Source organism: Paracoccus sp. (in: a-proteobacteria), from assembly GCF_032007265.1.
In the GTDB taxonomy this organism is placed as follows: domain Bacteria; phylum Pseudomonadota; class Alphaproteobacteria; order Rhodobacterales; family Rhodobacteraceae; genus Paracoccus.
The window spans coordinates 92,511-113,214 of sequence record NZ_DALZMB010000001.1 but is presented as its reverse complement, the minus strand read 5'-3'; the positions used below and the strand labels follow the sequence as shown (position 1 = coordinate 113,214).

At 60.4% G+C, this 20,704-nt stretch carries 22 protein-coding genes; 14 read left to right on the top strand and 8 right to left on the bottom strand.

From position 1 onward, the window contains the following. The first annotated feature begins 22 nt into the window (after positions 1-22). Both RTS12_RS00575 and argC read left to right on the top strand, forming a co-directional pair. Complete coding sequence (locus tag RTS12_RS00575) at positions 23-352, top strand: DUF779 domain-containing protein (RefSeq protein ID WP_312524657.1); 330 nt, start codon at positions 23-25, stop codon at positions 350-352. Positions 353-404: 52 nt separating this feature from the next. Further along, the gene (argC, locus tag RTS12_RS00570; RefSeq protein WP_312524656.1) at positions 405-1,313 is read left to right on the top strand and encodes an N-acetyl-gamma-glutamyl-phosphate reductase; all 909 of its coding nucleotides are present in this window, start codon (positions 405-407) and stop codon (positions 1,311-1,313) included. Between the two features lie 55 nt (positions 1,314-1,368). On the opposite strand, the gene RTS12_RS00565 is transcribed toward argC, so the two are convergent. The 5 genes from RTS12_RS00565 to RTS12_RS00545 all read right to left on the bottom strand — a co-directional run bounded on the left by RTS12_RS00565 (position 1,369) and on the right by RTS12_RS00545 (position 5,081). Further along, positions 1,369-1,530 carry a Trm112 family protein gene (locus tag RTS12_RS00565; RefSeq protein ID WP_312524690.1) on the bottom strand — a complete coding sequence of 54 codons (162 nt, stop codon included), beginning with the start codon at positions 1,528-1,530 and terminating at the stop codon, positions 1,369-1,371. 83 nt (positions 1,531-1,613) lie between these two features. Further along, positions 1,614-2,252 (bottom strand): LON peptidase substrate-binding domain-containing protein, encoded by a 639-nt coding sequence (locus RTS12_RS00560; protein WP_312524655.1) that lies wholly within the window; start codon positions 2,250-2,252, stop codon positions 1,614-1,616. Next, entirely contained in the window at positions 2,252-3,160 is a 909-nt protein-coding gene (gene trxA / locus RTS12_RS00555; protein ID WP_312524654.1) for a thioredoxin, read from the bottom strand. Before trxA ends, RTS12_RS00560 begins: the two co-directional genes overlap by 1 nt. A 157-nt stretch (positions 3,161-3,317) precedes the next feature. Continuing rightward, positions 3,318-4,103 carry an exodeoxyribonuclease III gene (locus RTS12_RS00550; RefSeq protein WP_312524653.1) on the bottom strand — a complete coding sequence of 262 codons (786 nt, stop codon included), beginning with the start codon at positions 4,101-4,103 and terminating at the stop codon, positions 3,318-3,320. 291 nt (positions 4,104-4,394) lie between these two features. After that, positions 4,395-5,081, bottom strand: a complete 687-nt coding sequence (locus RTS12_RS00545) for a response regulator transcription factor (RefSeq protein WP_312524652.1) — start codon at positions 5,079-5,081, stop codon at positions 4,395-4,397. Positions 5,082-5,214: 133 nt separating this feature from the next. Here RTS12_RS00545 and ribA point away from each other — a divergent pair, with 133 nt between their 5' ends. Further along, positions 5,215-6,276 carry a GTP cyclohydrolase II gene (gene ribA / locus RTS12_RS00540; RefSeq protein ID WP_312524651.1) on the top strand — a complete coding sequence of 354 codons (1,062 nt, stop codon included), beginning with the start codon at positions 5,215-5,217 and terminating at the stop codon, positions 6,274-6,276. Beyond that, positions 6,273-6,818, top strand: coding sequence for a L,D-transpeptidase family protein (locus tag RTS12_RS00535; RefSeq protein ID WP_312524650.1), 546 nt, complete (start codon positions 6,273-6,275; stop codon positions 6,816-6,818). Before ribA ends, RTS12_RS00535 begins: the two co-directional genes overlap by 4 nt. Here the strand turns inward: RTS12_RS00535 and RTS12_RS00530 are convergent. Continuing rightward, positions 6,809-7,462, bottom strand: a complete 654-nt coding sequence (locus tag RTS12_RS00530; protein WP_312524689.1) for a YggS family pyridoxal phosphate-dependent enzyme — start codon at positions 7,460-7,462, stop codon at positions 6,809-6,811. The genes RTS12_RS00535 and RTS12_RS00530 overlap by 10 nt on opposite strands. A 67-nt stretch (positions 7,463-7,529) precedes the next feature. Further along, on the bottom strand, positions 7,530-8,546 hold the full coding sequence (locus RTS12_RS00525; RefSeq protein WP_312524649.1) for a porin: 1,017 nt from the start codon (positions 8,544-8,546) through the stop codon (positions 7,530-7,532). A gap of 290 nt (positions 8,547-8,836) precedes the next feature. On the opposite strand from RTS12_RS00525, the gene RTS12_RS00520 reads away from it, so the two are divergent. The 5 genes from RTS12_RS00520 (at position 8,837) to RTS12_RS00500 (ending at position 14,772) form a co-directional block, all read left to right on the top strand. After that, positions 8,837-9,358: a DUF3576 domain-containing protein gene (locus RTS12_RS00520; RefSeq protein WP_312524688.1), complete on the top strand. Its 522-nt coding sequence runs from the start codon at positions 8,837-8,839 to the stop codon at positions 9,356-9,358. Between the two features lie 111 nt (positions 9,359-9,469). Next, positions 9,470-12,007 (top strand): leucine--tRNA ligase, encoded by a 2,538-nt coding sequence (gene leuS, locus RTS12_RS00515; RefSeq protein ID WP_312524648.1) that lies wholly within the window; start codon positions 9,470-9,472, stop codon positions 12,005-12,007. Continuing rightward, positions 11,994-12,485 carry an LPS assembly lipoprotein LptE gene (gene lptE / locus RTS12_RS00510; RefSeq protein ID WP_312524647.1) on the top strand — a complete coding sequence of 164 codons (492 nt, stop codon included), beginning with the start codon at positions 11,994-11,996 and terminating at the stop codon, positions 12,483-12,485. Before leuS ends, lptE begins: the two co-directional genes overlap by 14 nt. Next, positions 12,482-13,510, top strand: a complete 1,029-nt coding sequence (holA, locus tag RTS12_RS00505) for a DNA polymerase III subunit delta (protein ID WP_312524646.1) — start codon at positions 12,482-12,484, stop codon at positions 13,508-13,510. Before lptE ends, holA begins: the two co-directional genes overlap by 4 nt. Before the next feature lie 2 nt (positions 13,511-13,512). Further along, entirely contained in the window at positions 13,513-14,772 is a 1,260-nt protein-coding gene (locus RTS12_RS00500) for a TIGR03862 family flavoprotein (protein WP_312524687.1), read from the top strand. Here RTS12_RS00500 and RTS12_RS00495 read toward each other — a convergent pair. Next, positions 14,751-15,338, bottom strand: coding sequence for a glutathione S-transferase family protein (locus RTS12_RS00495; RefSeq protein ID WP_312524645.1), 588 nt, complete (start codon positions 15,336-15,338; stop codon positions 14,751-14,753). The genes RTS12_RS00500 and RTS12_RS00495 overlap by 22 nt on opposite strands. 170 nt (positions 15,339-15,508) lie before the next feature. On the opposite strand from RTS12_RS00495, the gene RTS12_RS00490 reads away from it, so the two are divergent. The 5 genes from RTS12_RS00490 (at position 15,509) to RTS12_RS00470 (ending at position 20,662) form a co-directional block, all read left to right on the top strand. Beyond that, complete coding sequence (locus RTS12_RS00490) at positions 15,509-16,768, top strand: MFS transporter (RefSeq protein ID WP_312524644.1); 1,260 nt, start codon at positions 15,509-15,511, stop codon at positions 16,766-16,768. Between the two features lie 74 nt (positions 16,769-16,842). Beyond that, the gene (locus RTS12_RS00485) at positions 16,843-17,775 is read left to right on the top strand and encodes a glycosyltransferase family 2 protein (RefSeq protein WP_312524643.1); all 933 of its coding nucleotides are present in this window, start codon (positions 16,843-16,845) and stop codon (positions 17,773-17,775) included. Between the two features lie 58 nt (positions 17,776-17,833). Next, complete coding sequence (locus RTS12_RS00480) at positions 17,834-19,027, top strand: MFS transporter (protein ID WP_312524642.1); 1,194 nt, start codon at positions 17,834-17,836, stop codon at positions 19,025-19,027. Then, positions 19,020-20,051: a glycosyltransferase family 4 protein gene (locus tag RTS12_RS00475; RefSeq protein WP_312524641.1), complete on the top strand. Its 1,032-nt coding sequence runs from the start codon at positions 19,020-19,022 to the stop codon at positions 20,049-20,051. The genes RTS12_RS00480 and RTS12_RS00475 overlap by 8 nt, the downstream gene beginning before the upstream one ends. Beyond that, the gene (locus RTS12_RS00470) at positions 20,048-20,662 is read left to right on the top strand and encodes a glycosyltransferase family 29 protein (RefSeq protein ID WP_312524640.1); all 615 of its coding nucleotides are present in this window, start codon (positions 20,048-20,050) and stop codon (positions 20,660-20,662) included. The genes RTS12_RS00475 and RTS12_RS00470 overlap by 4 nt, the downstream gene beginning before the upstream one ends. The last annotated feature ends 42 nt before the right edge of the window (positions 20,663-20,704 follow it).

Here is a 20,704-nt window from a genome sequence, read left to right as displayed (position 1 = left end):
ATTTGGGTGAAAGAGAATGAGCATGGGCAGCGTAAGCGCGACGGCTGAGGCCTTGAAGCTGATTGAAGAGATCGTGGCCGATCATGGTCCGGTGATGTTTCATCAATCGGGCGGATGCTGCGATGGATCGAGCCCGATGTGTTTTGCGCAAGGTGAGTTTCGTTTGGGCGAGCGCGATGTCTGTCTGGGCGAAATCGGGGGGATGCCGTTTTACATCTCGGCCTCTCAAGCGGCGGCCTGGGAGCATACTGATCTGATAATCGATGTGGTTGCGGGTCGGGGTGGCATGTTTTCGCTGGACAACGGACGCGAGAAGCGTTTCCTCGTGCGTTCGGAGATTTGCGCGCGCTGATTGATCGGTGTGTGCTTGGGCGTTAAAGAGGCGCCCATAAGGAGACGCAGCCATGGCATATAAGGTTTTCATCGACGGCGAGGCCGGGACGACGGGTCTGCAGATCCGCGAGCGGCTGGTGCGCCGCGCAGATATTGAGCTGATCCAGATCGATCCTGCGCGCCGCAAGGATGGGGATGCGCGCCGCGCGGCGATGGCTGCGGCAGATGTCGCGATCCTGTGCCTGCCTGATCAACCGGCAAAAGAGGCCGTGGCATTGGCCGAGGGTCTGGACGTGCGCTTTATCGACGCGTCGACCGCGCATCGCGTCGATCCGGCATGGGTGTTTGGCTTTGCCGAGTTGGACCGTGAACGTCGGGCAGCGATTGGCGCGGCGAAATATGTCTCGAATCCGGGCTGCTATTCGACCGGGGCGATTGCGCTTTTGGCGCCATTGGTGACGGCAGGTCTGATTGGCAAGGATGAGGCGCTGTCGATCAATGCGGTCTCGGGTTATACCGGCGGCGGCAAAGAGCTGATTGCGGAATATGAGCGCCAAGAGGCGCCTGCGCATTTCGTTTATGCTTTGTCACAAAAGCACAAGCACCTGCCCGAGATCATGCGCTATGCCACGCTGTCCACGCGTCCGGTTTTCGCGCCAAGCGTGGGCAATTTCGCCCAAGGCATGGTGGTGCAAGTTCCGCTGCATCTGGATAATTGCCGCAATCTGGTCAATCTGCGCGATGCTTTGGCGGCCCATTACGCGGGTGAGCGTTTTGTCAGCGTGATCGAGCCTGAAGCGCGAGTTGTGCCCAGTAAGTTGAACGATACCAATCGCCTAGAGATTTCGGTGCATGGCGATGAAGAAAATGGCTGTGCCGTTCTGGTGGCCGTCCTGGACAATCTGGGCAAAGGCGCATCAGGGGCAGCGGTTCAGAACCTGAACCTGATGCTGGGCGCGGATGAGGGCTTGGGGCTGTAATTTAGAATAACGGACCAGATCCAACAAAAATGGCGCAGATTTCTGCGCCATTTTCTTATTCGTCGGCCTTGATCTGGCGAGCCTCGCCGACCAGCATGATCGGAATACCGTCATGGATCGGAAAGGCCAGCCCGGCCGCCCGAGAGATCAGCTCTTGGCGGACCGCGTCATATTGCAGCGTGGTATGGGTGATCGGGCAAACAAGCGCCTCGAGCATGTGACGATCGAATTCACGCCCCGGCGCGCGCGCAGTTTCGGGCGCGGCCGCATCCGGCGTGAATTTATCGCTTTGGGCATCGGTCATTGGATGATTTCCTCGTGGTCGCCACTGCGTAGGGCATATTCGATCAACCCATCCAGCAGCTCGCGACGTTTGCTTAGGGTCGTTGCCTCAAGCAAAGCCTGTTTTTCCTCGTTTCCGAGCGGTAAGAGCATGGCCAATGAATTAACCAAGGTCTCATTTTCGACGGTTTCTGCGGCTTCCCAATCGGTGGACAGCTCATGTGCCTCCATGAAGCGGCGCAGGCGCTCCAGCAGGGATTTGCGGTCGAAATCCGCGTCGATTTCGGGCTGCTGCGAGCGGTCCTGGGCAAAATCGCTCCAATCGACATCGCCTTGCAGATAGGGCGTAAAACCAGGGCGCACTTCGGTCAGGCGAAAGCGGGAAACGGCGCGCAAGGTGATCATATAGCGCCCGTCATCCATCTCGGAGAAGGCACTGATCCGTCCGGCCGTGCCGATGCTGGCCAGCCCCTCGAGGCCGCCTTCCTGGGGCTGAACCATGCCGATCAACCGCTGCGAGGTCTTGAGCACATCCTCGATCAGTTGCAGGTAGCGTGGCTCGAAGATTTGCAGCGGCAAGCGCCCGCGCGGCATCAGCACCGCCCCCTCCAGAGGGAACAGCGCTAGGGTATCGGGCAGATCGAAACGCCGAAGCATCAGGAGAAGATCAGCGAAGACATCCGGCGGCGGCCTTTTTGTGCCAGCGGATCGGTGGGTTTGAGCGCATCAAAAATGGTGATGAGCTGAGCCTTTGCTGCGCCCTCATTCCATTCGCGATCAATGCGGAACGATTCCAGCAGCTGGTTAATCGCCTCTTCGACATTGCCATCGGCATGCAGCGCGGTGGCATAATCCAGACGCGCCTGATGATCCTTGGGATCGGCCTCGACCTTGGCACGCAGCTCGTCCAGCGGGCCTGCCTGTGCGGCCTGCTGCGCCAATTGCAGCTGTGCGCGGGCCGCTTCGACCGGACCAGCCGAGGTGATCGCCGCCGGAACCTGGCTTAGCGATTGTTCGGCCTCGGCCAGTTTGCCTGCGGCGAGATGCGCGCGGATCAAGCCGCCCCAAGCCTGCGGGTTTTCCGGCTCTTCGCCCAGAATGGCGCCAAAGGTTTCGGCGGCGTCCTCTGCGGCACCCTCGTCCAGCATCGCCTCGGCCGCTTCCAGCGCGGCGCCTAGGCCGCCATCATCGCCGCCAAGGGCCAAGAGCTTTTCGACAAACTGCTTAATCTGGCTGGGCGGGATCGCACCCTGAAATGCGTCGACCGGCTGGCCTTGATAGAAGGCAAAAACCGTGGGGATCGACTGCACGCGCAGCTGGCTGGCGATCATCTGATTTTCATCGACATTGACCTTGACCATGGCCACCCGGCCCTTGGCCTTGGTGACCTCGGCCTCAAGCTGCGGGCCAAGCGTCTTGCAAGGGCCACACCAGGGCGCCCAGAAATCGACGATGACGGGAACCTCCATCGAGCGCTGGACGACATCCTCCATGAAGGTCTCTTCGGAGACATCCTTGATCATGTCACTTGCTGCAGGCGCGCCGCCTTCGAACAGATTAACCATGCTTATCCTCAAACGGCTTGGGAATACTTTGTTCCCGCCAATATGGTGCTTGCAGCCGATAAGCGAAAGGGCCGTTTCGGTCGCAGTGTGACAAGTCGCAACTTAGCCTAACCAAAGGCCGCAGCGCCCCTGCCCGTGCTGAAGTCCATGCCCAAGCTTATAGATCGAACTTGGCAAAGACGGGCACGTGATCGCTTGGCTGCTCCCAGCCGCGCACCGGGCGCAAAATACGGCTGCCATGGGCGGAATTGGCGATGTCGGGCGTGGCCCAGACGTGATCCAGACGCCGCCCCTTGTCAGCCGCATCCCAATCAGGCGAGCGATAGCTCCACCAAGAGTAAAGCTTGCCTTCGGGAATGTCCTTGCGGGTGACATCTACCCACTTGCCCGCATCCTGCGCCTGCGCCAGATGCTCGACTTCGATGGGTGTGTGGCTGACGATTTTCAGCAGCGCCTTATGGTTCCACACGTCATCCTCGCGCGGGGCGATGTTCAAATCCCCAACCATGATCGACTTCTGCGGGTTGTCTGCATGAAAAACGTCACGCATTTCCGCCAGAAAATCAAGCTTTTGGCCGAATTTCACATTCTGCTCGCGATCAGGAACATCGCCGCCCGCAGGCACATAAAAGTTATGGATGGTCACGCCATTTTCCAGCCGCGCCGCAACATGGCGGGCGTGGCCCAGCCCGGCATAATCGCGATCGCCCGCATCCTCTAGCGGCAGGCGCGACAGGATGGCCACGCCGTTATAGCCCTTTTGGCCGCGGGCAACCATGTGGGTGTATCCCAGCGCGTGAAAGGTCTCGAGCGGGATCTTCTCGACCGGGCTTTTGCATTCCTGAAGGCACAGGACATCCGGGGCCTCTTCGGTCAGAAAGCGGGCAACCAGCGCCTCGCGCAAGCGGACAGAGTTGATGTTCCAGGTGGCGAGGGTGAACATGGGCGCGCTCCTTTTTTTCGGGCAGAGCCTAGCGGCTGAAACACCGCAAGTCGAGACGGCGCTGCCGACCCCCAGAACAAGAAAAAGCCCCGGCACAATGGCCGGGGCAGTCCAACAGGGAGGAGAGAGAGGGACAGAAAATCTGTGGCCTACACCCCGGCCACTGGGGCACTACTTGGTAATCACTTGGTAATCACTTGGTAAACATCGAACTCGTCACACATTCCTCGTAGCACCAACCCCCTAAATCATTCCCGGTTCCCAAGACATCGTCACAGTTTTGCGATGACTTTATGCAACCAGGCGATAGCCACCGCTTTCAGTGACCAGCAGACGTGCATTCGAGGGATCGGGCTCGATTTTCTGACGCAAGCGATAGATGTGGGTCTCAAGCGTATGGGTCGTGACGCCAGCGTTGTAGCCCCAGACCTCATGCAGCAAAATCTCGCGCGGGACGACGCCATCGGCAGCGCGATACAGGAATTTGAGGATATTGGTTTCTTTTTCGGTCAGGCGGATCTTGCGGTCCTTCTGATCGATCAACATCTTCATCGAAGGCTTGAACGTATATGGTCCAAGCTGGAAAATCGCATCCTCGGACTGTTCATGCGTGCGCAACTGGGCGCGCAAACGTGCCAGAAGGACCGGGAACTTGAACGGCTTGGTGATATAGTCATTGGCACCTGAATCCAGACCCAAAATCGTATCGGCGTCCGTGTCATGGCCGGTCAGCATCACGATTGGGCATTTCACGCCCTGCTTGCGCAACCGTTTGCACAGCTCGCGGCCATCGGTATCGGGAAGCCCGACATCCAGCACCACCAGATCAAAAATAGCGGCTTTCGTGCGCTCGACGGCCTCGGCGCCGGTGGCTGCCTCGAACACATCGAAGTCCTCGGTTGCGACAAGCTGCTCGGCCAGGGCCTCGCGCAGGTCATCTTCATCATCGACCAGAAGGATCTTTTTAAGTCCAGCCATACTTGCCTCCTTTGGCTTGTTGGGTGAAACCTGCGAAGAGTGCCGTAAAAGGTCCAGCTACTTGCGCGATTTCTCACATGGAGTTGTCGGATAACGCCGGTATGTTTCAAATTGTTTCACTTTCGCGAGCATCATGAGCCTGATTCCAACCCTTGCCGAGACCGTTTCCCGTGCCCGCTCTGACCTGCGCATGGGTCTGCCGGTTTACGTTGGCGGCTATCTGGCCGCCGCGGTCGAGACCCTGTCGCCCACCCGACTGGCCCAAATGCGTGCCCTGGGGCCAGCGGCACTTGCCATCACGGATTGGCGCGCCGCCACCCTCAAGGCGCGGGTCTATGACAAGGATCTGGCGCGGATCATCGTGCCGAAAGATGCCGATCTGGCATGGTTGCGGGCGGTTGCAGACCCATCGGGCGATCTGATGACACCGCTAAAAGGCCCGCTGCAATCCGAGCGCGGGGGCGAGGTCGCGGCACATCGCACCGCCATTGCACTGGCAAAATCCGCGCAGCTTTTGCCGGCCGTGCTGATGGTTGCCGTCGATACGCCCCCCCCTGCGCTGACCGCCCTGCCCCCCGAGGCCGCCTTGCACCAGCTTTCAAGCGAGGCCGCGATGCTGCCGGTGGCTGCGGCGCGCCTGCCTTTGGCGTCGGCGGAAAATTCGCGACTGCATATCTTTCGCCCCGATGACGGAGCCGCCGAACATTACGCGGTCGAAATCGGGGATCCGCCCCGCGATCAGCCGGTGCTGGCGCGTCTGCATTCGGCCTGCTTTACCGGTGACGTTCTGGGCAGCCTCAAATGCGACTGCGGCCCACAGCTGCATGCCGCGCTGGCTGCGATGGGTCAAAATGGCTCGGGCGTGCTGCTTTACCTTAACCAAGAGGGTCGCGGAATTGGCCTTGCCAATAAAATGCGGGCTTATTCGTTGCAAAATCAAGGCTTTGACACGGTAGATGCCAATCATCGCCTTGGCTTTGAAGATGATGAACGCGACTTTCGCATTGGTGCGGCAATCCTGCGGCGCATGGGATTTGACGCGGTCAGGCTGATGACCAACAACCCACGCAAAGTCGCGATGCTGGAAGGTCATGGTATCGCCGTCCCCGAGCGAGTTCCGCTGATCACGCCCAGCAACCGCTTCAATCAGCATTACCTGGCAGTCAAAGCCGAGAAATCAGGGCATTTGCTATGAAGGTCGGAGATCTGCTGCTGACGCCGCGCGGGTTGCATTTTATGGGTCGCGTTCTGCCTTGCACCGCCGGACGGGGCGGCGTTCGTCGCGATAAACGCGAGGGCGACGGGGCCACCCCGGTTGGGCTGCACCGTATCACGGGCCTGCTATACCGCCCCGACCGTGTCACCCGCCCTGCCCCATGGGCGCAAGCGATTCTGCCCGGCGACCTTTGGAGCGATGCCTCGGAGGACGCGGCCTATAACCAACATGTGCGCGCGCCCTATGCCCCCAGCCACGAGGCATTGCGCCGGTCCGATCCGCTTTATGATCTGGTGCTTTTAACGGATTGGAACTGGCCCAATGCTGTGCCCGGGATGGGCTCGGCCATTTTTCTGCACCAATGGCGGCGCCCCGGCTATCCGACCGCAGGATGTATCGCCATGTCGCGGGGCGATCTGCGCTGGCTGGCAGAGAATGTCACGCCCGGCGCCACGCTGATCGTACCGCCGGACATGGTCAGATATCGCCCGCGTCAAAGCGCGGTGGCCCATCAGGTATAGCTGCGTGATCCGAAAATCGCCGAGCCGACGCGGATATGTGTAGCGCCATGGGCAATGGCAATCTCAAAGTCCGCACTCATCCCCATCGACAGTCCCTTTAGCCCATTTCTTTTTGCAATTTCAGCAAGTTGAATGAAATGGGGCGCAGGGTCTACGTCGTCTGGGGGGATGCACATTACCCCCTCTAGCGCCAGGTCCAGCCCGCGGCATGCCGCTATAAAGCCATCCGCCTCCACGGGAAGAACCCCTGCCTTTTGCGGCTCGGCACCGGTATTGACCTGTATGAACAGCTGCGGGCATTGTCCGCGTGCCTGCACCTGACGGGCCAATTTCTCGACCAGTGACATCCGATCAACCGTGTGGATCGCATCGAACAGATCAAGCGCTTGCTTCAGCTTGTTGGTCTGTAGCGGGCCAATCATATGCACCTGTGCATCGGGAAACTTTTCCCGCCATGCCGGCCATTTTCCCGCCGTCTCTTGCACGTAATTCTCGCCGAAAATGCGCTGACTCTGTGCCAAAACGGCCTCGACCCGGTCCAAAGGTTGAACCTTGCTGACCGCGATCAGGGTCACACTTCCCGGCGCACGGCCGTTTGCCAATTCTGCCGCAGAAATGCGGTCTTTGATGTCTTTCAGTCCCATATCGGCACTGTCCCAAATGAAAAGAGCGGGCACAAGGCCCGCTCTTATAATCCTAATTCTGATCAGATCAGAATTTGAATTTCACACCGAGGTCAGCAACGGTGTCGTTCAGGTAGTCGGTGTCGATGATCGCACCAGCCAAGGTAGCACCGCCACCCAGGTCGTAGTCAGCGCCGATACCGAACGAGTCGAACGATTCGCTGTCAGCAACCGCGTATTTGAACTTGTCGCGGATGTAGAAGCCTTTCACGAGGACCGCGTCAGCTTGGTAAGCAGCCGAGAGGCCGATGCTCGAGTCCAGTTTCTCCGAGTCTGCACCACCGGTGAAGCGATCGCTCCACTTTGCGTACACACCTTTGACCGAGAACTGGTCGAACTTGGCTTCACCGCCGAGAACGATTTCGTCTGCGTCGCCGTGCTTAGCGTAGCCGAGGCCAACGTTGTAGTTGCCAGCTTCGTAAGCTGCTGCCAGCGAGTAAGCGATGTCGGTGTCTTCGTTGTCTACACAACCGTCAACGATCGCGCGACCGTCGGCGTCGTAGCCAATAATGGTGCCCGAACCGGTGATTGCGCCAGCGCAAACGTTGGTCGAACCGTCCGAAGCCGATGCGTAGAAGGTGAAGCCGTTCACGCCGTACGAGTACAGGATGCTCGGGCCCTGGTTCAGGTTTTCACCGTCTGCGGTCAGGTACTTGATTTCTTCCTGATCGCCAGCGAAAGCGCCGTCGGTGTAGCCGATTTCATAGAGGTCGCCGATTGCAGCTTCCGAAGCCGAAACAACGTCGCCCATGGCCAGCTTGCCGTAGGTGCCCGAAATCCAGACTTGGCCTGCGGTGCCGCGAGCTGCCGAACGGTATGCGTTCGACGAGTAGTTTTCTTGGTCGACGCGGAATTTACCGCCGAACGACAGACCTGCATCCGACTCACCGGTCAGGGTGAACAGAACGCGAGCGCGGCTCGAGAACTGAACGTCGTTGCCGTCGTAGATCATACCCATGCGGCCGTCACCCGAGACAGCGACTTCAGCCGAAGCGAAGCCAGCCGACAGAACCAGGGCGCTGGTAGCGAAAAGAACCTTTTTCATGGTTTTCCCTCTTATCTCTCTCATGTGCCCCATCCAGTTATCCCGGCTTGGGGTATGGACTGTATGTCGCTTGTCCTCCCCTTGTTTGCAACGGAAACGGCGGCTGTAAAAATGTTTAGAGATTTTTGTGATGCACATGAGCCACAGTCCGTTGCATCAGCCCCATGACATGGCCACGCCACCATATCGGCAATAAATCCCATGTTTCTTGGCAGGGGGCGGGTGATGCCTTGTCGCAATGGCACAAATTGCGCTATGGCAAATTCAAGAACGTTCCGGGGGACTTTCACATGATCACACGCACGGTAAGGCTGTCTGCAACCCTGATCCTGGTCGCGGGGCTCGCTGCCTGCGGTGGTGGCTCTGGTTCGGGTGGATCGGGTATGGGCTCTGGGCCGGCCAGTTCAGGCCTTGGCTCGGGTGGCGGGGGCAATAATCAGCCCGCAGCCGCAGCTCCGCGCCGCGAATCGACCTTCTGGGATCTGTTTTCGAACAGACAAAACCCCAACAATACGGTCGCCGTGAACCGCTATCTGTGGAATGCCAGCCTTGAAGTGCTGAACTTCCTGCCGATCCAATCGGTCGATCCCTTCACAGGAATCATCGTGACGGGCTATGGCACGCCTCCGGGTGGCGGCAATTCCTATCGCGCGACGATCAAAGTCAGCGACCCCTCGCTGGATGCGCGCGCGCTGAAAGTTTCGCTTGAGGGCGCTGGTGGACGGGCCGTTGCGCCCGATACCGTGCGCGCAGTCGAGGACGCCATTTTGACCCGCGCCCGCCAATTGCGCGTTCAAGACGGCAAGCTTTAACGAAAAATACAGTCTTTCGTGCCTTCTCGGCCCGCGCCCCTTCGGGGGCGCTGGACCAATTCGAATGCCGCGTATAAACCCTGCGGGCACATCTGACGCCCGGAGGCTTTCATGTCCTATGATCCCGCAAAAAGCGAAGCGCGCTGGCAGGCTGCATGGGAAGCCGCCGATTCCTTCCGCGCCACCCGCGATGACCGCCCGAAATATTACGTCCTAGAGATGTTCCCCTATCCGTCGGGTCGCATCCACATGGGCCATGTCCGCAACTATACGATGGGCGATGTGGTCGCGCGCTACAAACGCGCCCAAGGCTTTAGCGTGCTGCATCCGATGGGATGGGACGCTTTTGGCATGCCCGCAGAAAACGCCGCGATGGAACAGGGCGGCCATCCCCGCACCTGGACCTATAACAATATCGCCACGATGCGCGGCCAGCTTAAACCGCTGGGGCTGTCGATCGACTGGAGCCGTGAATTCGCGACCTGTGACGACGATTATGTCGGTCAACAGCAGTCGATGTTCCTTGATTTCCTTGAGGCTGGTCTGATCTATCGCAAAAATGCGGTGGTGAACTGGGACCCGGTCGATATGACGGTTCTGGCCAATGAACAGGTCATCGACGGCAAGGGTTGGCGCTCGAATGCGCCGGTCGAGCGGCGCGAGCTGACGCAATGGTTTTTCCGCATCTCGGATTATTCGGACGAGCTGCTGAGCGCGTTGGATGATCTGAATGGCTGGCCCGAAAAGGTCCGCCTGATGCAGCAAAACTGGATTGGCCGCTCGCGCGGGCTGCAATTCCAGTTCGATACCGTGAACGCCCCCGAGGGATTCGCCAAGATCGAGGTTTACACCACCCGCCCCGACACGCTGCGCGGCGCAAGCTTTGTTGCAATCTCGGCGGACCATCCGCTGGCCAAGCAACTCGAGGCCACCAATCCCGAAGCAGCGGCCTTTGCCGCCGAGGCCCGCAAGATCGGCACCACCGAGGAAGAGCTGGAAAAAGCTCCGAAAATCGGCTTTGACACCGGGATTCGCGTCCGCCATCCGCTGGACCCCGACTGGGAGCTGCCGGTCTGGATCGCGAATTTCGTGCTGATGGATTACGGCACCGGCGCCATCTTTGGCTCGCCCGCCCATGATGAGCGCGACCACGAATTCGCCACGAAATACGGCCTGCCGATTCGCGCCACCTTTGGCGAGTCGGGCATGGACGAAGCCGCAGCCGATGCGCTGGTGGCAAAAGCGCCCTATGTGCCCACGAAATCCGAAACCGTGACCTATGTGCGCGGCTTTGCCGGCGACAAGGACCAGACGGGCGAGGCTGCGGTTGCTGCGGCGATCACCCATGCCGAGGCCGCAGGCTATGGCGAAGGCGTTACGAAATATCGCCTGCGTGACTGGGGCATTTCGCGTCAGCGCTATTGGGGCTGCCCGATTCCGGTCGTTCATTGCGACACCTGCGGCACCGTTCCCGAGAAAAAAGAGAATTTGCCGATTCTTTTGCCGCAAGATGTCACCTTTGACATCCCGGGCAATCCGCTGGATCGCCATCCGACCTGGCGCAACACCACCTGCCCCAATTGCGGCAAGGCTGCGCGTCGCGAAACCGATACGATGGACACCTTTGTCGATTCGTCTTGGTATTATGCGCGCTTCACCGCGCCCCATGCGGCAACGCCGACCGTGCGCGAGGATGCCGATTACTGGATGAACGTCGATCAATATATCGGCGGCATCGAGCATGCGATTCTGCACCTGCTCTATTCGCGCTTCTTTGCCCGTGCGATGGTCAAAACCAACCATCTGCCCGAAAAGTCCAAAGAGCCGTTCAATGCTTTGTTCACGCAAGGCATGGTTACGCATGAGATCTACCTGACCCGCGACGAGCGCGGTCGCCCGGTCTATCACCTGCCCGAAGACGTGACCGACGGTAAATTGGCCGATGGCACGGAGGTCGAGATCATTCCCTCGGCCAAAATGTCGAAATCCAAGAAAAACGTGGTTGATCCGGTCAATATCGTCTCTTCTTTCGGGGCAGATACCGCGCGTTGGTTCATGCTGTCCGACAGCCCGCCCGAGCGTGATGTCGAATGGACGGCATCGGGGGCAGAGGCCTCGAACCGCTTCTTGTCGCGGCTGTGGCGTCTGGCCGATGCGATCCCCGAAGGGGACGAGGATCTGGATCTGACCCGCGCAACCCATCGCGCGATCGATGAAATCACCCGCTCGATCGACAGCTTTGCCTTTAACAAGGCCGTGGCCAAAATCTATGAGCTGGCCAACGTCTTTGGCAAATCCTCGGGCGGTGGCGAATCGCGGCGCGCTGCCTTGCGCGTGTTGGCGCAGCTGATGGCGCCAATGGTGCCGCATCTGGCCGAGGAAATCTGGTCGAAAGCAGGCGGGCAGGGGCTGGCAGTGGATGCGCCCTGGCCGGTCGTCGATCCGGCAATGCTGGTCGATGACAATGTCGTCCTGCCGATTCAGATCAACGGCAAGCGCCGCGCCGAGGTCTCGGTCCCCAAGGATATGCCCAAGGAACAGATCGAAGCCCTTGTCCTGCAGGATGAAACCGTGCAGCGTTTCCTGGAAGGATCGGCTCCTAAGAAGCTGATCGTGGTTCCGGGGCGTATCGTCAATGTTGTGGTCTAGACGAAATATCCTTCGCGCCGGCCTTTTGGCCGGTGTCGGCGGCCTTGCCGCCTGCGGCTTTACCCCGGTCTATGGGCCGGGGGGGCCGGGTACGAAGCTTTTTGGCAAGGTCCGCGCGGCCGATCCCAAAACGGTCGATGATTTCGCCTTTGTTCGGCGGGTCACCGAACGGCTGGGGCCGCCACAAGACCCCAGCTATGATCTAGAGTATCAGCTGCTGATTGCGGTGGTGCCTCAGGCAATTACACCAGACGAAATCACCACGCGCTATTCGCTGAATGGCTCGGCCGAATTTGTGCTGCGCGACCGATCAAACGGTCAGATCGCTGCTAAGGGTCAGGTCAATAACTTTACCTCTTATTCGACGACCGGCACGACCATCGCCACCATGTCCGCCGAACAAGATGCGCATGACCGTCTGGCCTTTATGCTGGCGGATCAGGTCATTACCCGCCTTTACGGGGTCGTGAAGCCGTGAATCTGAAAGGGGCCGAGATCGCCCGCTATCTGGCGCGACCCGATCCGAACAAACCCGCGCTTTTGATCTACGGCCAAGACGCCATGCGCGTCGCCCTGAAACGTGCCGAGGCGGTGGCGGCGCTGACCGGACCCAATGCCGACGAGGAAATGCGCCTGACCCGCATGGCCGGGGCCGAACTGCGCAAAGATCCGGCCCAGCTTTTGGATGCGGTCAAGGCCGTGGGCTTTTTCCCCGGCCAACGCGTCGTCTTGCTGGATGATACCCCCGACAATGTCGCCCCGGCGATCGCCGCAGCCATTGCGCAATGGCGCAGCGGGGATGCGGTCATCGTGGTGGCTGCGGGCGCTTTGAACAAAAGTTCAGCACTTAGAAAGCTGTTCGAGCCCCATCCATCGGCAGTCGCAGCGCCCGTCTATGACGATCCTCCGGGCGAAGAGGAAATCACCCGCTGGCTAAATGCGGCGGGTTTGCGCGACGTCCCCCGCGAGGCCATGAAGGATCTGGTCACACTGTCGCGCGCGATTGATCCCGGCGATTTTCGCCAGACGGTCGAGAAGATCGGCCTTTATAAATTCAACGATCCGACACCGCTGACCCCGGAAGAAATCGCGGCGCTTGCGCCTGCAACCATCGATGCCGAGCTAGACGAGCTGATCGCCGCCGTGGCCGATGGCCGCAGCAAGGATTTCGCCGGGCTGATGCGGCGCATCGAGGGGCAGGGCACGGCGCCGGTGGCGCTGTGCATCGCCGCCTTGCGCCACTTTCGCGCATTGCATCAGGCCTCATCCGACCCAGAGGGGCCGGTGCAGGGGCTGTCACGCCTGAAGCCGCCGGTCTTTGGGCCGCGCCGCGACCGCATGGCGCGCCAAGTTCAGGCCTGGGGCATGCGTGCCCTGGAAGAGGCCATTCACCACCTGATCGATACGGATCTGACGCTGCGCTCATCCAGCAAGGCGCCGACGATGGCCGTGATGGAGCGCGCGCTGATCCGGCTGACGATGATGCCCAGAGGACGGCGGTGAGCTTGGACGCTTTGGTGATTGGCGCAGGCCCCGCAGGGCTGATGGCGGCCGAGACCCTTGCGCGGGGCGGGGCCTCGGTCGTGATTGCCGAGGCCATGCCCACCCCCGCGCGCAAGTTTCTGATGGCCGGAAAGTCGGGCCTGAACCTCACCAAAAATGAAGATCTTGGTGATTTTTTACGCCATTTTTCAGGCAGTTGTGCCCGAAGTTCTGCCCGCAATTCTGCCCAACCTGCTGCGCCAGGCCCAGAGGGGCTGTCCCATGGATATTTGGGCATGGAAGAATTTGGCCCGGCTGATGTGATCGCATGGGCAGAGGGGCTTGGCAGCGAGGTTTTTACCGGTTCGACCAAACGTGTTTTTCCACGCGAAATGAAAGGCTCGCCCTTGCTGCGGGCCTGGCTGGCGCGACTGGAAGGTCTGGGTGTTGAGTTGCGTAAACGCTGGCGTTGGCATGGGTTGGACGATGGGCTGGAACCGGGTGCGGGCAGCAGGGGATTTTGCTTTGAGACCGAGGCCGGGGCGCAAGTGGTAAGGCCCAAAGTCACGGTCCTGGCACTTGGCGGGGCCAGTTGGCCCCGGCTTGGATCGGATGCGGGTTGGGTCTCGATTTTGCAGCGTGAAAATGTCGAGATGGTCGACTTCCGCCCCGCAAATATGGGATTTTACATCGATTGGTCCGAGCAGATGTCCCGCTATTTTGGCGCTGCGGTCAAGGGCGTGTCCATTTGTGCGGGTGATGTGATCGGGCGCGGGGAATGGGTGATTTCCAAAGCCGGAATCGAGGGGGGCGGCATTTACGAGCTGTCGCATCTGATCCGCGATGGGGCGCAGGCTTGGATCGATCTGGCACCGGATCTGGATGAGGGCGCGCTGGCGGCACGTTTTGCGCGAGCGCCCGCCAAATTATCGCGCGGCAATCGGTTACGGCGCGCCTTGGGTGATCCGGTTCGCGCGGCGCTGTTGATGGAATGGGGCGGCACTTTGCCCGGCGATGCTTTGGCGCTGGCGCGGCTTGCCAAATCTTTGCCGCTGCGTCACCTCGGGGCCATGCCGCTTGAGCGGGCCATTTCGTCGGCGGGCGGCATCACCGCGGGCGCCATGAGCGAAAATCTTGAACTGCAAGCGCTGCCCGGCATTTTTGCCGCAGGCGAAATGCTGGATTGGGAGGCGCCGACCGGGGGCTATCTGCTGACGGCCTGTCTGGCATCGGGGCGTCGCGCAGGTTTGGGGGCGTTGGGCTATTTGGCCAGTGCCGACTGATACGCCGGACGTGCGCGCATGCGTTCGAGATAGTCCGACAAGCGGTGCTCGATTATCGGAAATTTCGCGCGCAGTGCCCAGGTCAGACAATCGGTGAGGATCAAATCGGGCACGGTCATTTGCGCGCCCATCAGAAATTCGCCCTCACCCATGCGGCACAGCAAGGTTTTCTGGCTGCGCTCGAACTCCCAGCGCAGGGTATTCTTGATCCCCGAAAGGCGCATCTCTTGGGGAAGCACGAAGCTATGGCGCGCGGCCAGCCATAGGGCCGCGTCAAACTCATCCAGCAAAAACTGGGTCAGGCTGTCCTGGCGCGCCCGCGCCAAAGTCCCGGCAGGATGGGTCAGATCGCCGTGGTGATCGGCGAGATAGGTCAAAATAGCGGTGGAATCCGTGATCGGCGTGCCATCCACGATCAGGATCGGGATCTTGCCTGCCGGATTAAGGGCAACAACCCCGGGCGAGCGCGGATTCTCGGCGATATGTTCGTAGGGTTGGCCCAGCTCTTCCAGAATCCACAAGACACGCATGGCCCGGCTTTTTCCGGTTCCGATCACCTGGTACATGATGCTCCTCCGTGTGGGGGCAGGATACTCCTTTGGCCAAAGCGCAGCAACGCCCGAGGGGGGCGCAGACCAGTCGGGCGGATTGCAGGCGGTGATACCGCATAGAGCACGAGTTGACGCCGTCGCGCCAAGGGCGCAGTTTCGCATCACATCACATCCCGGAGCATCCTTTGACCACGTCCAGTGCCCGCGCCCCGCTGTTCACCCCAATTCTGGTCGGCGGATCGATCATTTTGCTGATCAACTTCGCCCTGCGCGCAAGTTTCGGCGTCTTTCAGATCCCCATCGCATCAGAGTTCAATTGGCCCCGCACCGATTTCTCGCTGGCGATCGCGATACAAAACCTTGCCTGGGGCCTAGGCCAGCCGATTTTCGGCGCATTGGCCGAGAAATGGGGCGATAGGCTGGCGGTGGTGCTTGGGGTTGCTCTTTATGCGACGGGGTTGTTTTTCAGCGCCTATGCCACCACCCCAGCTGCCATGCAGATGTGGGAGGTCGCGGTCGGTTTTGGCATCGCGGGCACGGGCTTTGGCGTCATTCTGGCGGTGGTCGGACGGGCATCAAGCGACGAAAACCGCAGTCTGGCCTTGGGGATCGCCACAGCGGCAGGCTCGGCAGGCCAAGTCGTCGGCGCCCCTCTGGCCGAGATCTTGCTGGCATTCCTGAGCTGGCAGTCGGTCTTTATGGTCTTTGCCGCGCTTGCGTTAACCATTTTGCTGTTCTTGCCGCTTTTGGGAAAAAAGGCGCCTGCATTGGCGCAGCCCAAGGAATTGGACGCAAGCTTTGGCACGGTCTTGCGGCGCGCCTTTAGCGATCCTTCATATCTGATGATCTTTGCGGGCTTCTTTTCCTGCGGCTATCAGCTGGCCTTTATCACCGCCCATTTCCCGGCCATGATCGCTGAAATGTGCGGGCCGATCCTTCCCGGAGGAATGCTGGCCTCGATCGGGATCACCACGACCTCGGCGCTTGGCGCGGTTGCCATTTCGGTTATCGGTCTGGCCAATATCGGTGGCTCGATCATGGCGGGCTGGCTGGGCAAGCGTTATTCCAAGAAATATCTGCTGGCCGGGGTCTATACGCTGCGCACCATTGCCTCGGCGATCTTTATCCTGACGCCGATCACACCGACCACCGTCATGGTTTTCTCGCTGGTGATGGGGGCATTGTGGCTGGCGACGGTGCCACTGACCTCGGGGCTTGTCGCCTATATCTATGGGCTGCGCTACATGGGCACGCTTTACGGTTTTGTCTTTCTGTCTCACCAGCTTGGCTCGTTCCTGGGGGTCTGGCTGGGTGGCAAACTCTATGATCTGTATGGAGATTATACGATCGTATGGTGGGTTGGCGTGGGAATCGGGGCGTTTTCGGCGCTGATTCACCTGCCCATTCGCGAAAGACCGCTGAATATCTCGGCCGCGACCGCCTAAGCGCTGCTTCAGGACTGGACCCAAGCCCGGCGAATACTCTAGTCTGCTGATATTGTTTAATAAGCAGGCGGAACATGGCCGGGCATCAGGGCAGCATTGCCATTCTGATGGCGCTCTATAATGGAGAGCGTCATCTGCGGCCGCAGCTGGACAGCCTTGCCGCCCAATCCCGCAAGGATTGGGTGCTGCTTATTGGTGATGACGGCTCGACCGATGCCAGCCCGCAGATCGTGCGGGACTTCGCGTCAGCTTGCGCCCCCGGACAGGTCCAGATCCACCAAGGGCCGGGCGAGGGGCCAGCCGCCAATTTCCGCCATCTGATCAATCAGATCCCCGACCGCGCAGAATATGCGGCGTTTTGCGATCAAGATGATGTCTGGTTGCCCGACAAACTGGCAAGGGCAGGGCAGGCACTGGCCCATGCGGGCGAGGGGCCAGCGATCTGGTGCAGCCGCGTCACCATCTGTGCTGCGGATTTGACGCCCATCGCGCTGACCCCAGGACTGCGCCATGCGCCGGGGTTTCGCAATGCGCTGATCCAGAACATCGTCATTGGTCACACCTTGATGCTGAACCGGGCGGCTTGCGATCTGGTGCGCGAGGCCGAAAGCGAAGCCGGGCCGATCGCAATGCATGATTGGTGGATCTATCAACTTGTCACCGGCGCAGGCGGGCGGGTCTTGTGGGAGGATCATCCTTCGACGCTTTACCGTCAGCATGGCGGCAATCAGGTCGGGGCCTCGCGGGGGCCGCGCAAAGCCGTGGCGGCGCTGCGCCGGATGGTCTCGGGCGAGCAGCGGAGCTGGAACCAGATGAACCTTGCCGCACTTCTGGCATCCGCGCATCGGCTGACGCCTGACAATCGGCTGGTGCTGTCGCAATTTGCCGGGCTTCATGCGCCGCGCGCCTTGCTTAGGCTGGCGGCGTTGCGTCAAGGCGGCTTTCGTCGCCAAAGCCGGATGGCGCAGGCCGCATTATGGCTAGGAGCGGCCTTTGGCTGGGTGTGAGTGCTTGCACTTTCCGCATGGCTAAGCCAGCTTCGCGGCAATCACACCCGGAGGGAAAATGCGCTGGATTATGTCACCGGGGATCATGAGCCTGATCCTTGGCTATACGATGAGCCAGTTTTATCGGGCATTTCTGGCCGTCCTGACACCGACCCTGCATGCCGAACTGGGCGCAGGACCGGCGGATTTGGCGCTGTCATCGGGGCTTTGGTATATCTCATTCGCGGCGGTGCAACTGCCGGTCGGATGGGCGCTTGACCGCTTTGGGCCCCGTGAGACCGTCTCGGCCTTGCTGGCTTTTGGCGGGGCAGGTGGCGCCGCGGTCTTTGCCATGGCAACCGCGCCCTGGCATCTGCATATCGCAATGGCACTTCTGGGTATTGGCTGCGCACCCGTGATGATGGGCAGTTTTTATATTTTTGCACGCACGCTGCCCTCGGCAGCGCTAAGCACGGCGGGCGGCGCCGTGGTCGGGATCGGCTCGCTTGGCAATATGTTGGGCGCGGCGCCCCTGGTCTGGGTCATCGGGGAAATCAGCTGGCGACCGACGCTTTGGGCACTGGCCGCCATCACGTTGTTTGTGGCCTCCACGATCGCCATTTTTGTCACCAACCCGCCCAAAGTCGACAAAAACCTGCCCAAGGCGTCGTTGCGCGGGCTTTTCCAGGTGCGCGAGCTGCGCTTTATCCTGCCGCTATTGGGTGTAACCTATGCGGCATCGGCCTGCATCCGTGGTCTTTGGGCTGGCCCCTATCTGGCCGAGGTCTATGGCGCCTCCGATCGCTTGATCGGCTGGGTCACGCTGGGGATGGGGATTGCGATGGTCACGGCCAACCTCTCGGTCGGACGAGTCGTTCGCATCTTTGGATCGGATAAGCGCACCTCGATTGCGAATACGGTCTTGCTGATCTGTGTCCTGACCGCGCTGTGGTTGATGCCGGGAACCAGCCTGACAGTTTCAGCGATTTTATTGGTGATGGTGTGCATTTCTGACAGCAGCTATTCATTGCTGATGGCACATGGCCGGACCTTCATACCACAACATCTTGTTGGCAGAGGCATCACCTTTCTCAACATGGTGTCTATCGCTGGCGTGGGCGTGATGCAGTTCTTATCGCGCCCGGTCTATCTGAACGCTTCCGCAAGCCACCCTCCGGCGGCGGCCTATAGCTATATCTTTATGTTTTTCTTGATCCCGCTGATCATCGGCCTGATCTTTTACCTCTTCAGCCCCGAGGACCGCCATGTCTGAAATAGAGGTCGTCGCGCCCAATCTGAAAAAGCGCCTGTCGGGCGTTACCGCAACCGTCGTGCGGCTGATCCCTGTTCAGCGCAAGATGATCGATATCGTCACCACCGGACCGGGCCTGCCGCCCGAATTGCCACATATCTCGCTTGGCAAGGCCGCCACGCTGCCGCGCGATCGCTGGCGCGTGTGGCATTCCCGGCGCAATACGGAAATGGCGCTTGGCCTGATCTTTCGGCGGCTTCTTGGGCGCAAGTACCGACTGCTTTTCACCTCGGCCGCGCAGCGCCACCATACCGGCTTCACGCGCTGGCTGATCCGTCAACAAGACGCGCTGATCGCAACCTCGCCGCAAGCGGCAAGCTATCTTGAACGTCCAGCGACCGTCATCTTGCACGGCGTCGATACCGAGATTTTCCACCCGACCACGGACAAGCGCCAGTTGCGGACCGAGCTTGGATTGGACCCGGACGCCGTTCTGATCGGCTGCTTTGGACGCGTGCGCGCTCAAAAGGGCGTGGACTTGCTGGTCGAGGCGGCATTGCGCCTGTTTCCGACCCGCCCCAAGGCCCAGATGATCTTCACAGGTCGCATCACAGCTGACAACCGCGCCTTTGCCGATGATCTGCTGGCCAAGCTACGCGCGGCTGGCCTTGAGGATCGCGTGCGTTTTCTGGGCGAAATTCCGTGGCAGGACGTTGTGCGCCATTATCAGGCATTGGATCTGTTCGCGGCCCCCGCCCGCTGGGAGGGGTTTGGCCTGACCCCGCTAGAGGCAATGGCCTGCGCCATCCCCACCGTCGCCAGCCGCGTCGGTGCCTATGAGGCGCTGATCCGCGAAGATGTTACCGGCTCTTTGGTCCCAAAAGATGACGGCGATGCCCTAAGCGCGGCGCTGGCGCGCTGGCTTGATGACGACGCAGGCCGCGCGGCCGCAGGCATTGCCGCCCGCGCCCATGTCGTGTCCAACCATGCAATCGAAGAAGAGGCCCGGGCGATCGTCGGCGTCTATCGCGGCCTTTTGCAATGACCCGCCTGGGGATTTATCTGGCGCGGACTTTGCGCGACGAGGCGGCCCTTCAACGCCTTTCGGTGCCGCAAAGCGAACTTTTTGCGCAGCTGGCCGGAAAAAGCGTCGCGTTGATCGGCAATGCCCGCGCTTTGGCTGAAACCCAGCACGGCGCGCAGATCGACGCGGCTGATCTGGTGATCCGCATCAACCGCGCACCAATGCCGCAGCCGAGCAGCCACGGCACCCGCACGGATTGGCTGGCATTGGCCACGCGCCTGCCGGACAGCGATCGCAGGCGGATCGCGCCTTCGCGGATCTTGTGGATGTCGCCCAAGCGCAAGCGTCTGGACTTTCGCAGCGCGACCAGCCCTGGATTTTACCTTCATCCGTTAACGGACTATGCGGCGCTGGCCCAAAGGCTGGGCGCACCACCCACCACCGGGGCGATGATGATCGCGCTTTTGGCCGCCTCTGACCTGACGCGGCTGGATCTTTTCGGCTTTGATTTCTTCGCCTCGCAATCGCTTTCGGGCAGTCGCACGGCGGCACAGGTGCCCCATGATTTCAGTGCCGAAGGGTCATGGGTTCAGAACCTCATCGACCAAGATCCCCGGATTGCCCGGCACTAACTGACGTTATGCCGAAAATCATGGCAGAATGACAGCATTTTG